The organism is Hyphomonas atlantica corrig., assembly GCF_000682715.1.
In the GTDB taxonomy this organism is placed as follows: Bacteria; Pseudomonadota; Alphaproteobacteria; order Caulobacterales; family Hyphomonadaceae; genus Hyphomonas; species Hyphomonas atlantica.
This window is the reverse complement of sequence record NZ_AWFH01000001.1, coordinates 375125-388478: the sequence shown is the minus strand read 5'-3', so window position 1 is coordinate 388478 and position 13354 is coordinate 375125. Positions and strand designations below refer to the sequence as shown.

Sequence of the window (13354 nt, the reverse complement as noted above, 5' to 3'; positions counted from 1 at the left end):
GACGAATGTGCGAGGGTCACGGTTCTAGTATTGCCGGAGCCTGCGCATTTTGCCTCAACTAATCGGTCTTGTTCTCGTGCTCGTCCTCGTGATGGGTGGCCTTGCCCTGACCGGCGGGCAAGGCGTGATGCAGGCTTTGCCGTTTGAACTGGCCCTGATCGGCGGCGCGGCTGTTGGCACGCTATTGATCGGGAATTCGCCCAAAGTTGCCAAAGAGGCCTTCGGCGGCTTTGTTCGTTCGTTTCAGGGTAGCCGCTGGCATCGCGCACAACACCGCGAATTGCTGGTCCTGTTGGCGACCCTGATGCGCAGGGCACGTCAGGATGGATTTGTCTCGATTGAACGCGACATAGAGAATCCGGACGATTCTGCCCTCTTCGCGACAGCGCCCGCAGTTCAGGCAGATGCGGCGGTTCGCGACATGATCTGTGATTCCTTTCGCCTGATGGCGCTGGATCTGTCCGACCCGGCGCGGGCCGAAGCGCATATGGAACAGGCTGTCGCGCTTCATGTGGATCAACGGATGAAGGCCGTGAACGCGTTGAATACGGTGGCAGATGCGCTGCCTGCGCTCGGCATTGTGGCCGCTGTGCTTGGCATCATCAAGACAATGGGGTCTATCGACCAGTCACCAGCCATTCTTGGGATGATGATTGGAACCGCGCTGCTGGGAACGTTTCTCGGTGTGTTTCTCGCCTATGGCGTCGTTGGGCCTGTTGCTGCGCGCTATGGCCAGATTGTTGAGGATGAGGCGCAGCCTCTTGATGTGGTACGCACCGTACTGTCTGCATTTGGCAGCGGCGTTCAGCCCGGAATAGCCATTGAGCTCGGCCGCACAGCCATTCCCGTCGAACAGCGCCCGGACGCTGACTCTGTAGAACGGGCCCAGACGAGCGCGCGCTTTGCCGAACGTGCCGTAGCCTAACCTCACATCCATTGCGCGTTGACCGCACTGGAATGAAGCCGCATCACCGGTAGATGCCCCAAATTCGACTGGCCACGTTCAATTGCGAAAACCTGATGATGCGGTGTGATTTCGCGCGCTCGGGTCTGGCCAATGCGCGTAGTCGCCTGACAGATGTCGATGATGCCCGGATCGCTGAGCAGGTGGACGCAGTGTTCGATGTCTTGTCGGAGGATGACCGGACCCTGACGGCGCAGGCGCTTGTGGCGGCAAAGGCCGAGGTATGCGCACTGCAGGAAGTCGAAAACCTTGTCACGCTCACCGCATTTGACAATCGCTACGTGTCGCGCTGGGCAGGGCAGCCCTTCGGCCAACGTGTCCTGCACGAAGGCAATGATAGCCGCGGCATCGATGTCGGCCTGCTTTCGTCGCACCCAGTAGTGTTTCAGCGCAGTCACGCACGTGCCACGTTTGGTCGGCTTGGCATTCGACCGCCGAAGGGCGCATCGGTGAATGACTACGTGTTCCGGCGGGACTGTCTGGAAGTGGATATTGTGAAAGAGGGACGGCAGCTGACGCTGTTTATCTGCCACTTCAAATCGATGCATGGGGGCCGCAAGCGCACGGCCTCGGTGCGTGAAGCGGAAGCCCAGGCTGTGCGGAAGATTGTCAGTCAGCGCTTTGAGACGCCCGCGTCAGAGGATTGGGTGATTCTGGGTGACTTCAATGATTACTGGGAAGTAGACGGCAAGCCAGCCCCGTCGCACGGGCTCGGCCCATTGGTCGGCGATGGCTTTGCGGTCGATCTGGCCAGCCGCGCAATTGCCGATCCTTTTGACCGATGGACGCATCATTATAGCGGTGACGACACTTATGGTGCGCTGGACCATATCTTTTTGTCGCCAAATCTCGCCGCGCAGAATCCGGCGGCAAATGTTGAGATTGTTCGCGCTGGTTCGCCCTACCGGGCGGCGCGATACGACGGAGATCGCTTCCCCGGTGTAGGCTGGATTACGCCGAAAGCATCAGACCATTGCCCCATGGTTGCGACTTTAAAGTTTGAAGGCCGCGCTGCGGCACCCTAATTTATGTGGGCTTTGGTAACCAAGGGGGCCGCAAGGCTGTGTCACGTTTTGATAAACTGATCGAGACGGTGGAGGCCTATCAGGCCCTCGCTGCCGAAAATTATGACCGGATCCGAACACTGGCTGAGGAAGTGCGCAGTGGTTTCTGCGACTATCTTGGCGCAAGTGACGGCGTTTGTGTCCACCTTGTGCCACCGGTCGGCGAGTACAAGCCGAAAGCCCACGGTGACGCCGCATTTTCCATTCCACCGCGCGGATTCCGCCTGCTCGGGCCGATTGCATTCGGCCTGGCAGTAAGGGTTTCCCGCGACACCGATTGGCTGCGGCTGGTGATGCGGTGTCGCAAGATTGGCGACAAATTCATGATCCAGATCGAGGATGGCTCGGAATACGAGTTCAGCCTGCCGCTAAAAGACGCCGATCCTGAGCCATTTTACGACCATCTTTATCAGCACATCCTGCTCTGGTTCTCAGACCATATCGAGCGCTACAAAGTGGGCGACTATGGAACCCGTGAGATCGGATTCGACTTTGCTGATGACATAAATGCCGCTCAAGCCTAGTTTTTTGACGAACTGGTGGGCAGGGTGGACCTAGAACGGGGCTGGTATGGACCAATTTGATTTTGCACTGGCGGCCGCGGGGTCCAGCGAGTTGATCTTTGCATGCGCATTGATTGGCGCACTCGGCATCGGCGCACAATGGATTGCATGGCGCATTCAGGCGCCGGCCATCGTGTTGATGGCCTTAGCAGGTCTCGCCGTCGGACCGCTGTGGACGGTCATTTTTGGCGAGCCGTTGCTCAATCCGGAAAAAGTGTTCAATGGCGGCAGCAATGAGTTGCTCAGGCCGATTGTGTCACTGGCTGTCGCGGTCATCCTGTTTGAGGGTGGTCTCGTCCTGAAATTCGAGAATTTGCGCGATGCGGGCGCTGCCGTACGCCGCATGGTGTTCCTGGGCGGGCCATTGGCGTGGGCGTTGGGCACATTTGCCGCGCACTATGCAGCGGGCCTCGACTGGGGCAGTTCCGTTGTCTTTGCAGGCGTGTTGGTGGTTACCGGGCCGACGGTGATCATGCCCTTGCTGCGGCAGTCAAAGCTTGGGGGCCGAACGGGTCAGTTCCTGAAATGGGAAGGCATCGTCAACGACCCCGTTGGTGCGTTGTTCGCCGTTGCCGCGTTCGAGATCATCCGCGTGGCGGCGACGGGCGAATCCATTCTTGGCAAAGGCGCGATGATCATCGTTGCTGCGGCGCTGGGTGTGGGTCTCGGGTTTGCGTTTGGCTGGGCGATTGTCAGGGCCTTCCGTCAGGGCTGGACACCTGAATATCTCAAGGCGCCGATCATCTTCGCCTCGATTATCCTTTGCTACGCTCTGGCAGAAATGATCGAGAAGGAAATCGGTCTTGTGGCTGTGACGGCCTACGGTATGACGCTGGCCAATTCGCGGCTCGCGGGCCTCGCAGAGCTACGAAAGTTCAAGGAAGACATTGCAGTATTGCTTGTCTCGGGCGTGTTTGTGATCCTGACCGCGAATTTGACGCCGGATGTTATCCGCCGCGCGTTGACGTGGAACACGCTCGCCTTCCTGATGGCGATGCTGTTCATTGTGCGTCCGCTTTCGGTTTGGATCGCGACCTGGGGCACCCTGAAGCGCAATGAGGCCATCCTGCTTGGCTGGATCGCGCCGCGCGGTATCGTTGCTGTCGCTGTGTCCAGCCTGTTTGCAACCCTGCTTGAAGACCTCGGTCGACGCGGGGATTCTCGTTTTTACTTCTCCGGCGCCGAGCAGATCACTCCACTTGCTTTCGCTATGGTGTTTGTCACCGTCGTCCTGCACGGATTCACGATTGGCCCGCTGGCGCGGCGTCTTGGTCTGGCGCGGAAAGAGCGTCCGGGCGTCCTGCTGGTCGGCGTGAACCCGTGGAGCATTGATCTGGCGAAGGTTCTGAAAGATGTCGGCATCGAGCCAATTCTTGCCGACAACAATTGGCGACGCCTGCGGCCAGCACGTGAGGCGGGACTGAATACGTTCTTTGGGGAAGTCCTGTCTGAAGAGGCCGAAGTGCGCCTCGATCATGCGGCGTTTGACCAGGTTGTCGGCCTATCTGCGAACGAGCCCTACAATGCACTCGTTTCCGGGCATTTCGCACCGGAACTTGGGCGGCATCGAGTCTATCAGCTGTCTGCGCAGGACACTGAGGAAGAGGATCCACGCGCCATTGGCATGGGTACGCGCGGACGCACCCTGATCCGTCGGGGCAGGGGGTATGACGGCCTGATCCGCGATCACTATCGGGGCTGGACCTTTGGCAAGACGAAGCTGACCGAGGAATACGATCTTGCGGAGTATCGCAAGGATCGCCCGAAAGCCGATATCATCGCGGAAATCCGCCCGGATGGCACCTTGATCTTCCTTGGGCCGAACCGTGAGGCGCGCGGCGGCGACGGAGTCACCCTGATCAGTTTCGGTCCGGCACGTGAAATGGAAGTTGCAAAAGAGCCTGAGGACATCAGCTCTGACGGCAATCAAGGCTAGCTGCCTGTGGCCTGTAGCGTGGCACCATGAACCCGCAACCAGTTGCGGTGTGTCTTCCAGTCTACGCAACAGGTGGAAACGTGGGCCCAAAAGCGGGGCGAGTGATTCATTTCCAGCAAGTGCGCGCACTCATGAGCCGCGACATAGTCAAGGACAGCTGGCGGCGCCATGATGAGCCGCCACGAGAAGGACAGTTTTCCATCTGCGGTGCACGATCCCCAACGTGAGCGCGTGTCTTTCACTGATATCTCGCTATAGGTCACGTTCAGGCGGGCGGCATGGCGTTTTACGGCGCGGGTGATGTCTGCGCGGGCCTGCTTCTTCAGGTATCTCGTCGTGCGTAAATGCAATGTATCGGGGTCGCCCGGGGCGCATAGCGTATTCGGATCGCCGGGAACCAGGCGCGCGACGCGGCCGTCCCCAATGGCGGTCAGACGACAAGGCGCGCCGCGATAGGAAATCACGCTGCCTTCCTCGAAACTGACTGCATCCGGCAAGTGCCGCAACCGGCTGTGAATCCAGTCAACGCGTTCAGCCGCAAAGGCTGCCGCGTCCTTGATCTGACGGCGTGAAGGCGCAACAGCGACCGCTTCCCTGCGGCGTTCATCCAGCCGAAGGATCAAGCGCCGCGCTTTCGAGTTCACTTCGAGGCGAACGCGGATCTCGTCCCCGTCCGGTCCACTCAGTGTCACGGTCTGGCCATTGTTGTATGGCATGTTAATAATCTCACATTAGGTGACGGGCGCACTCGATACGCTGGCATCAACTATTTTAAGGGACCAAACATGAAATATCTGCTCACAGGCGTTGCCGCCATCGCCATGCTTACGGCTTGCGGGGACAATGACAAGCCAGATGATGGTGCAAGCTCAGAATATGCTGTGCAAGACATCACAGCGCGCGCGGGTGACCCGGCAACTGCACCGCAGGCATTGGCCGCTTTCGCGCTGGATGGGTCCGATTCGACGCGTCTCACATTCGCGGGTAGCGACATCAAGGGGGACAAGGCCGTATTCACGGATGTGACGCTTTTGTCGGCCGATGATGACGACGATTCAGACGAGGACGGCATTGATCTTGATGGCACCGTCGTAAAGGCGAAGAAGCTTGAGCTTGATGGCCTCGCAATGGTCGACGGGAAAGCAAGCTTCTCGAAGATGGTCATGAGCGACATTTCGCTCGTTCCGACAGACCCGGAAGAGGCCGAAGAGGGAAGCGCGACGATTGGCTCGATCCAGCTTGTAAATCCTTCGCCTGAACTGGCAGCTTGGGTCGCGAGCGCATTCAGTGATGCTGATCATGGTGACCTGCCGACCGGCGACGCCCTGTCGTTCGATCTCTGGTCAGTTGGCGATGTTAACATGCAGATCAATGAAGAAGACGGCGAGACCGGTACCTTCCTGATCGATGCCATTTCCGTCAGTGGCCTGAAAGACCGCAAGGCAGCGGGGATGTCCCTCAAGAACATGAAGTTCGACATGTTCGACCCGTCTGAAGACACGACCGTGAAAGCGAATATCGGTGACGTCAGCGTCGAAGGCTTCGACTTTGCGGTATTTGCACCGGAAGAAGGCGAAAGCCTTGAGGACAGTTTTGAGTCGGGCTTCATGTCTGGACTGAATGCTCAGGACCCTGCGAATCCAGGCTACAAGTCCATCAGCATGAAGGACCTCAACTTCGACATATCCGGCGTAAATTTCGATATGCCGTCTCTCGTTTCCAAAGTGAGCCACGACAAACAGGGCCGCGCGGTGAAGGTCGTGACCGAACCAGTGAAGATGGTGCTGAATGCAGGCGATGGCGAACTTGGCCAACAACTGGGTACGCAACTTGCGACGCTCGGCTATGAAAAGCTGGAGCTGACCATGGCGAGCGAGCAGTCTTACGATCCGGATGCTGACATTGTGACCTTGGCCAAGGGTAAGAACTATTGGGAGCTCAAAGATGGCTTCCGCCTCGATTTTGGTGCCAAGTATGAAGGCGCCAGCGCAATGGCGGCTGCGCAGGCAGAGCAGGGTGACGCATCTGCAGACCCATCTGCCATGATGGATGCTGTCATGGAGAAGCTGACGATCCATTCGCTTGACCTGGCGCTGGACGATAATGGCATCGTGGATCGTGCCTTCAACGCATACGCGGCCCAGAGCGGCGAAGACCCGCAGCAATTGCGCAATCAGACTGCTGGCATGTTGGCCATGGCTCCGATGATGGCTGCTGGATCCGGTATTGATCCGGAATTGGTGACAGAAGCTGCAACAGCTCTGTCCAGCTTCATCACCGATCCGAAAACCTTGACGCTATCGTTGAACCCGGCTGCGCCGCTGAAAGTATCAACGCTGGCAGACATGGAAGATCCGTCTGGTCTGACCAAGTCGGCGCTCGGTTTCTCGGCCTCCAACGAATAGGTCGCCGAGCAAATCAGACATATTGGCGCGTGCATCCCGTGTGGGTGCACGCGCTTTTCTTTGCGTGCTAGTCGAGGCATAGACTGGCTGTCATGAAACTGGCTTTTTTTGGAGATGTGGTCGGAAAGCCCGGCCGGCAGGCCGTGTTGGACCATCTACCGGGTCTGAAAGCGCGTCTGCGTCTGGATTTTGTTGTCGTGAATGCAGAAAATTCCGCAGGCGGCTTCGGGTTGACCAGCGCAATTGCGGAGGAGTTCTTCGCGGCTGGTGCGGACTGTCTGACGCTGGGGGACCATGCCTGGGACCAGCGCGAGGCGCTCACTTATATTGAACGCGAACCTCGTCTGCTGCGCCCACTGAATTATCCGCCGGCTGCCAAGGCGCCCGGTAAGGGCGCAAACCTGTTCAGCCTGCCCGATGGCCGCCGCGTGGGCGTGATCCAGGTTCAGGGTAACGTGTTCATGAAACAGGTGTTGAGCAATCCGTTCTCCGCGGTGGATGAAGCGCTCGATTCGATGCCGCTTGGCGCTGTGGCTGATGCGGTGATTGTGGATATGCATTGCGAGGCGACCAGTGAGAAAATGGCGATGGGCCATTACTGTGACGGTCGGGCCAGTCTGGTTGTTGGCAGTCATACGCACGTGCCAACCGCCGATACGATGATCCTTGAAGCGGGTACGGCCTATCAGACAGATGCTGGCATGTGCGGTGACTATGATAGTGTGATCGGGATGCAGAAGCAGATCTCGCTCTATCGCTTCGAAACCCAGCTTCCCGGCGAACGCTATCAACCGGCCCTGGGCGAAGGTACACTCTGCGGAACCTATGTTGAGACAGATGATGCGACCGGGCTTGCGACCCGTATCGAAGCCATTCGCGTCGGCGGAAGGCTCAGCGATGCGGTGCCTTTCTGACCTCTCCTGAAACTGAAGCGCCCCGAGACCTCGGTCTCAGGGCGTTCGTGGAACCGAGTTATTTCCCCGGCTGCGCAGTGTAGCGGAGATAGGGTTTCACCGCCTTGTAACCTGACGGGAAAAGCCGATCGATCTCGTCAGGATCTGTCAGCGATGGCACGATGATCACATCATCTCCGTTCTGCCAGTTCACAGGAGTCGCAACCTTGTGATTGTCAGTGAGTTGAAGGCTGTCGATGAGACGCAGGATTTCGTCAAAGTTCCGCCCGGCACTGGGCGGGTAAATGATGGACGCGCGAATTTTCTTGTTCGGATCGATGACATACACAGCGCGCACGGTGACTTTCGCGTCCGCACTTGGATGGATCATGTTGTAGAGGGTTGCCACGCTCCGGTCTGGATCGGCGATGATCGGGAATTCCACGGTTGTGTCTTGGGTTTCCTCAATGTCAGAGATCCAATTCTTGTGGTCCTCCAGACTGTCGACGGAGATCACCAGTGCTTTTGCGCCGCGCCTTGCAAACTCGTCCTTGAGTTTAGCTGTATAGCCGAGCTCCGTGGTGCAGACAGGTGTGAAATCGGCCGGGTGAGAGAAGAAGACCACCCAGTCTTCGCCAATCCATTCGTGAAACCGAATGCGGCCTTCTGTCGTGTCGGCTTCAAAGTCCGGGGCAACGTCGCCAATCAGAAGGCTCATATTACCATACTCCTGTCTCTTGATTTCTGACAGGAAAGTGGTGCCTAAGAAGAAGCAAACCAATGCGCAGCATCTCAAGCTGTCGATAAGTTTTTCTAATGCCCGGTCAGGGAAGAAGGAATTTGAATGAAACGTCTCATTCTCATGCGTCATGCCAAGACCGAACCCTGGGCAGAAGGCATTGACGATTTTAGCCGGGCGTTGACCGAGCGTGGGAAAGAAGATGCAAAGCGCATGGCCGAGGAACTTGTCGCCATTGGCTGGAGCCCCGAACGCATTCTCGTATCAACTGCGCGTCGGGCGCGGGAGACCTGTTCTGAAGTGGCGAAGATTGTGGAGGGCGAGAAGGTACGCCCGATGGAAAACCTGTATCTCACCGGCGTTCGCGGTCTGACCGAGGCCATCTGCCACAATGACGGGGCAGGCACCCTGATGGTGATTGGGCATAATCCGGGACTGCATGATTTTGCCATGGAGATTTTGCGCGAAGCCGGGAGCCAGGATCATCAGGAATCTGTCAGGCTGATCGAGAAATTTCCGACCAGTTGCTGCGCTCTCTTCGAGAGTGAACAGGACGGGGCCTTTCTGCCGGTCCATTTCAAACTGACTCAAATTCTGCGTGCGAAGGACCTTCGCGAGGCTGATGCGCCACTCTGACGAAAAAAGCCCTGCCGGTGAAGGCAGGGCGGAGATCCTGGTCGGTCAGGCGGTTTGGAGAGGCTGAGACCCTGCCGACCGGATCAGTGCTAGTTTGATTGGTAGTGCACGTTGGTGAACGTGTCGTGGTCCACGTAAGCGACGACCTTCTTCATCATTTTACGTTCGCATTGGCGCACAGCCAGCGCTTTTCCGAAATTGTAAGCGACGTGTTCTGAAGTACACCGAGCGTTCACTTCGTCGCGGATACGGTCGTACTCTTCCTGGGCACCGACAACCGTTTCCAGTTGCGTACGGTTCACGTCGATTTCCATCTTGAATTCATCTGACGCGGCAAAGGCTGGCGCGGTGGCGACGGAAGCGGCGACGGCAAGAGCGGTGAAAATGCGGATCATGGCAGTATTCCTTTCGAATTTCGGTGAGATAATCAGGGCAGGGTGGCTGGCGCCGCATCGATCAGGGGATTGGGGGATGCGGCGCCAGCAGGACAGGCTTAGCGGGCTTCGCGGCGGGCGAAGCGACGGCGGCGGCGGACCAGAAGGTTCTGACGACCCTCCGCTGTGACATCATTGGCCGGCCGGGTCCGGTGAGTTGCCTCTCCGGTCATGATGGAGAGGGCCATCATGCTTTCGGTGGCTGGTACGGCGATGTCGCTCTGACGGGCGCGGGGGATCATGATTTTCAATTCCTTCTAGCTTTCTGTTGATGTCCTTGGCGAGACCATCCCGCCGCCGACACCCTCTATCTAGGTCAGAAATTATCGAAAATCAATAAGTTTTTATCGAAAAATAATAAATGCCAACAAATTCAAGGCACTGTTGTTTGCCGAATATCGATATGGTTGCGCGTTTTTCAAGTCAAGCGATGCCGAATAAACTGGAGAAGAATTCATGCAATGCATTGTAGCGCTGAATCGATGCGACAAGCGGAACCCGTTCCGTTCGCATGGATCAGGCATGGCCACCCAAATCGAAGCTGAGCTGAACCGACTTGGCAGGTAAGGCGTGGACACGTCCAGACTTCGACATGCCCGCCCTGCGCGCCATATTCGGCCGTGCCGGAACACCAAATGGCAACGCATGCGAACTTTGCTCAGGGAACAGGTGACGGCGAGCCGCCCTGGCCGCAGCCATATGATCAACCATTCTCATCGGATAGGATTGGCCCAAGACAATGCCCTTCTCGGCGAGCAGACTTTTTGGGGCATCCCAAGGCGAGTGGATCAGCGCGTCCGGGAGGTCAGCGATTTCAGGTATCCATTTTCGAATAAAGGTGCCCTCAGGATCGCGCATCTGGGAGTGTCGTACCGGATTCGGAATTTGCCCGACGGGGTGTGAGCTGACGCCGACAACTTTCCGTGCGTTCCCATAGAACAGGGCCCCGTCAAAATCGGTGGAGAGCCGCGCCAGATGCTGGGCAGGCGCAGTCGGATCCAGCCAGAGATGGCACGTCGCGAATGACAGAAGCAGGCTGCGCAACTCCGATTCGAGGCGTCCGGTGGCCTGAAGGCAGCGCATGCTGGCATCAAGAAGTGGGAAACCTGTGCGGCCACTGGCCCAGGCAGCCAAGCGGGGATCTGCCGCGCCGACCATTTCACGTTTGAAAATATCATGTGGAAGACCGGCATTCTCAACCTGCTCACGCCGTGGTTTGGCGGTCAGCAGGCGAGACCTTTGTTCCAGATTCTCAACAAATGCGTCGAGCGAGGCGGCAAACGTCTCATCCCCATCGGATAGAAGGGCGCCTTTGGCACGCATCGCCGCCTGCCAGACCTCGCGATCCGATAATGTGCCCCAGTTGAGGTAGGGGGACAGGCCGGAGGCAGATGATTCCCGGTCCGTAACAGAGAGATTGCGTTTGGAGGCTGGCCGTCCGCGACCTGCCAGATATTGGCGCAGCTGAAGCACACCATTGGTGCGGCCTCCAGTCTGGCGGCCTGCACATGCGTCGTCACCCAATCCGTAATCTGATGCGACTGGCCAGTCTTCCGACACCATATCAGGCGTGTCCAAGTTTTCCGGTGCATTGAGACGTGGCTGGCGCATGTAGTGCCGGAAAGCGGTTTCCGACTCTTCCGGAGTTAATGGCATCGCACGCCTTATGGCCTGCTCACGCAATGGGATTCCGGCTTTCATGGCCCAGCTGCGGACGTGCTGAACGCGTTCCGTCTCTTCCGGATCGTGACTTGCCGCATGGAAGTGGAGGGAGGCGATCCCGTACTGGGTGTGAATTTGCGACAGGACTTCGGCTGCGTTGCCGGATCTCAGGCACAACTTGCTTCCGCGTTTGCGCAGGGCGCCGTCGAGATCTGCAAGGGATTCCAGAAGAAAGTCGAATTGGCGGCCGGATGTGTCCGGGCGATGCCAATGCCGGGTATCAAAAATGTAGAGGGGCAGGACCTGCCCGCCTGATGCGCAGGCGGCCACGAGGGCTGCGTGGTCATGCACCCGCAAGTCTCGTCTGAACCAGATGACATGTAGATCGCTCATGGAACAAATATAGAACATTGTTCCTCTTTGTCCAATCTTTTCGGCGCATGCGCTAATTCATTGCGAAACCGAAACAAATTCAACTTCTGGTTTCTTGCGGGTCAATGGTAAAGTTCGTCTTTACCATTTATGGGCGCTGAGGGAGTTACTGCGCGGGATCGTTTCCCGCTGCATCTGTTTGATAATCTTGCTGAACCGAAGCCCGACCCGCGTTTGGCGGAGAATGCGGCCGAGGCCTTCCCAGCAAGATTTCTTGGCATGTCTGCCAAGACCGGTATGGCCACTGATCAGGCCAAACTGCTTCGACATTTGTTGGCAGTGTCCGGAGTCTGCGGACTTGTTGCGCCTGGTTGGTTGCTATCGATTTTTGGAGCCGTGGGGATCGGCGTATTCGCGTTGATGATTCTGTACCGGCTCGGCCTGGTCCTGTTTGGCCCGAGTTCCGTTCATCTTCTGACCAATCCCGCATCGCTATCGTTGCTCCTGCCGACCTACACCATCCTGATTGCTCTCAAGGACGAGGCGGCATGCATGCCGCAATTGGCGAACAGTCTGATGTCGTTGGAGTATCCCCGACGGCTGCTGGATGTGAAGCTTCTGTTGGAGGAGGGGGATCATGATACGAAAAACGCAATCCATGAGCAGATATGGCCCGAGGGGACTGAGCTTTTGGTGCTGCCGCCCGGTCAGCCGCAGACGAAACCGCGTGCGCTGAACTACGGACTGGCCCGGGCCAGGGGAGCATTTGTCACGGTCTATGATGCGGAGGATCGTCCGAACCCCGGTCAGCTGATGGAGGCGGCCCGCCGGTTCGCCTGGGACCCGCAGCTTGCTTGTGTGCAGGCGCCACTATCGGGCAATGTGCGTGGCGGCGGCTGGTTGTCGCGCCATTGGGCGCTGGAATACGCAATCCAGTTCAACCGCATGATGCCGGCGCTGGCCCGGTTGCGTATGCCGATCCCACTTGGCGGAACCAGCAATCATTTTCGCAAGGCGGCACTTCAGGCGGTTGGCGGCTGGGACGCCTGGAATGTGACCGAAGACGCTGATCTCGGACTGCGTTTCGCAAGATTGGGGAAGAAGGTTGATGTTATTGCGCCGCCGACTGTCGAAACCCCACCTCAACAGCTCGATGTATGGGTCGGTCAGCGATCCCGCTGGTTGAAGGGGTTCATCCAGACCTGGCTCGTTCTGATGCGGTATCCATCCACGGCCATAAAGGAGATGGGCGTTCTGGGGTTCATCTCGATGCAATTGACCCTCGGCGCATCTATCTTGTCGGCACTTGTCCATCTGCCTTGGCTTGTCTGGTGCGCGGTTTGCCTCTTGGTGCCGGACGCAAATATGGGTTCGGTCAGCTTGGGCATGTTGGCAGCGTCCTATGCTGTTGGCGTGATCGCGGCGCTGACTGTACCGACGTCTTCTTTTGCGGTCCGGCTGCGCGATATCCTGACTATCCCTTTCTACTGGCCTCTTCAGTTCTTCGCTTTGATGCGCGCGCTTTACAGCCTGTCGCGGCGACCGCATTTCTGGGTGAAGACGCCACACGATATGGACGCCTGACGGAGCCGGGGACAGCGCCCCCACATTTTCTAACGCAAGGTCAATGCTTGGCGGTCCTTCGGCTTGGGCATACAGTCGATGCACGATCTGTTGCCCCCAGAG

General features: G+C 57.9%; 13 protein-coding genes. 8 read left to right on the top strand and 5 right to left on the bottom strand.

Annotated elements, in window-relative coordinates:
* Positions 1–49 precede the first annotated feature (49 nt).
* Genes motA through HY36_RS01840 form a run of 4 tightly spaced genes read left to right on the top strand, consistent with a single transcriptional unit; the run spans position 50 to position 4527 of the window.
* Complete coding sequence (gene motA, locus HY36_RS01855) at positions 50–925, top strand: flagellar motor stator protein MotA (RefSeq protein ID WP_035547459.1); 876 nt, start codon at positions 50–52, stop codon at positions 923–925.
* Between the two features lie 53 nt (positions 926–978).
* Positions 979–1989: an endonuclease/exonuclease/phosphatase family protein gene (locus tag HY36_RS01850; RefSeq protein ID WP_035547456.1), complete on the top strand. Its 1011-nt coding sequence runs from the start codon at positions 979–981 to the stop codon at positions 1987–1989.
* Between the two features lie 38 nt (positions 1990–2027).
* Complete coding sequence (locus HY36_RS01845) at positions 2028–2552, top strand: hypothetical protein (RefSeq protein ID WP_035548261.1); 525 nt, start codon at positions 2028–2030, stop codon at positions 2550–2552.
* A 46-nt stretch (positions 2553–2598) separates the two neighbouring features.
* Positions 2599–4527, top strand: a complete 1929-nt coding sequence (locus HY36_RS01840) for a cation:proton antiporter (RefSeq protein WP_051602394.1) — start codon at positions 2599–2601, stop codon at positions 4525–4527.
* On the opposite strand, the gene HY36_RS01835 is transcribed toward HY36_RS01840, so the two are convergent.
* Complete coding sequence (locus HY36_RS01835) at positions 4524–5243, bottom strand: M48 family metallopeptidase (RefSeq protein WP_035547454.1); 720 nt, start codon at positions 5241–5243, stop codon at positions 4524–4526. The genes HY36_RS01840 and HY36_RS01835 overlap by 4 nt on opposite strands.
* 69 nt (positions 5244–5312) lie before the next feature.
* Between HY36_RS01835 and HY36_RS01830 the strand changes: the two genes are divergently transcribed.
* The gene (locus HY36_RS01830; RefSeq protein ID WP_035547452.1) at positions 5313–6932 is read left to right on the top strand and encodes a hypothetical protein; all 1620 of its coding nucleotides are present in this window, start codon (positions 5313–5315) and stop codon (positions 6930–6932) included.
* Positions 6933–7024: 92 nt separating this feature from the next.
* Entirely contained in the window at positions 7025–7846 is an 822-nt protein-coding gene (locus HY36_RS01825; RefSeq protein WP_035547448.1) for a TIGR00282 family metallophosphoesterase, read from the top strand.
* A gap of 58 nt (positions 7847–7904) precedes the next feature.
* Here the strand turns inward: HY36_RS01825 and HY36_RS01820 are convergent, their stop codons facing one another.
* Positions 7905–8543, bottom strand: a complete 639-nt coding sequence (locus tag HY36_RS01820; RefSeq protein ID WP_035547444.1) for a peroxiredoxin — start codon at positions 8541–8543, stop codon at positions 7905–7907.
* A gap of 126 nt (positions 8544–8669) precedes the next feature.
* On the opposite strand from HY36_RS01820, the gene HY36_RS01815 reads away from it, so the two are divergent.
* Positions 8670–9200 (top strand): SixA phosphatase family protein, encoded by a 531-nt coding sequence (locus tag HY36_RS01815; protein WP_051602393.1) that lies wholly within the window; start codon positions 8670–8672, stop codon positions 9198–9200.
* Positions 9201–9289: 89 nt separating this feature from the next.
* Here HY36_RS01815 and HY36_RS01810 read toward each other — a convergent pair whose 3' ends face one another.
* The 3 genes from HY36_RS01810 to HY36_RS01800 all read right to left on the bottom strand — a co-directional run bounded on the left by HY36_RS01810 (position 9290) and on the right by HY36_RS01800 (position 11689).
* Positions 9290–9595: a UrcA family protein gene (locus tag HY36_RS01810; protein WP_035547441.1), complete on the bottom strand. Its 306-nt coding sequence runs from the start codon at positions 9593–9595 to the stop codon at positions 9290–9292.
* Positions 9596–9693: 98 nt separating this feature from the next.
* Positions 9694–9876: a hypothetical protein gene (locus HY36_RS01805; protein ID WP_035547437.1), complete on the bottom strand. Its 183-nt coding sequence runs from the start codon at positions 9874–9876 to the stop codon at positions 9694–9696.
* 274 nt (positions 9877–10150) lie between these two features.
* Positions 10151–11689, bottom strand: coding sequence for an FAD-binding domain-containing protein (locus HY36_RS01800; protein ID WP_162175930.1), 1539 nt, complete (start codon positions 11687–11689; stop codon positions 10151–10153).
* A 129-nt stretch (positions 11690–11818) separates the two neighbouring features.
* Here HY36_RS01800 and HY36_RS01795 point away from each other — a divergent pair, with 129 nt between their 5' ends.
* Complete coding sequence (locus HY36_RS01795; RefSeq protein ID WP_051602392.1) at positions 11819–13252, top strand: glycosyltransferase family 2 protein; 1434 nt, start codon at positions 11819–11821, stop codon at positions 13250–13252.
* Positions 13253–13354 lie beyond the last annotated feature (102 nt).

What these genes read in the sequence shown, in the direction of transcription:
- HY36_RS01815 (WP_051602393.1), top strand. Translation starts at nt 8,670, where the DNA reads ATGAAACGTCTCATTCTCATGCGTCATGCCAAGACCGAACCCTGGGCA.
- HY36_RS01835 (WP_035547454.1), bottom strand. Translation starts at nt 5,243, where the DNA reads ATGCCATACAACAATGGCCAGACCGTGACACTGAGTGGACCGGACGGG.
- HY36_RS01850 (WP_035547456.1), top strand. Translation starts at nt 979, where the DNA reads ATGCCCCAAATTCGACTGGCCACGTTCAATTGCGAAAACCTGATGATG.
- HY36_RS01840 (WP_051602394.1), top strand. Translation starts at nt 2,599, where the DNA reads ATGGACCAATTTGATTTTGCACTGGCGGCCGCGGGGTCCAGCGAGTTG.
- HY36_RS01805 (WP_035547437.1), bottom strand. Translation starts at nt 9,876, where the DNA reads ATGATCCCCCGCGCCCGTCAGAGCGACATCGCCGTACCAGCCACCGAA.
- HY36_RS01800 (WP_162175930.1), bottom strand. Translation starts at nt 11,689, where the DNA reads ATGAGCGATCTACATGTCATCTGGTTCAGACGAGACTTGCGGGTGCAT.
- HY36_RS01825 (WP_035547448.1), top strand. Translation starts at nt 7,025, where the DNA reads ATGAAACTGGCTTTTTTTGGAGATGTGGTCGGAAAGCCCGGCCGGCAG.
- HY36_RS01820 (WP_035547444.1), bottom strand. Translation starts at nt 8,543, where the DNA reads ATGAGCCTTCTGATTGGCGACGTTGCCCCGGACTTTGAAGCCGACACG.
- HY36_RS01830 (WP_035547452.1), top strand. Translation starts at nt 5,313, where the DNA reads ATGAAATATCTGCTCACAGGCGTTGCCGCCATCGCCATGCTTACGGCT.
- HY36_RS01810 (WP_035547441.1), bottom strand. Translation starts at nt 9,595, where the DNA reads ATGATCCGCATTTTCACCGCTCTTGCCGTCGCCGCTTCCGTCGCCACC.
- HY36_RS01795 (WP_051602392.1), top strand. Translation starts at nt 11,819, where the DNA reads ATGGGCGCTGAGGGAGTTACTGCGCGGGATCGTTTCCCGCTGCATCTG.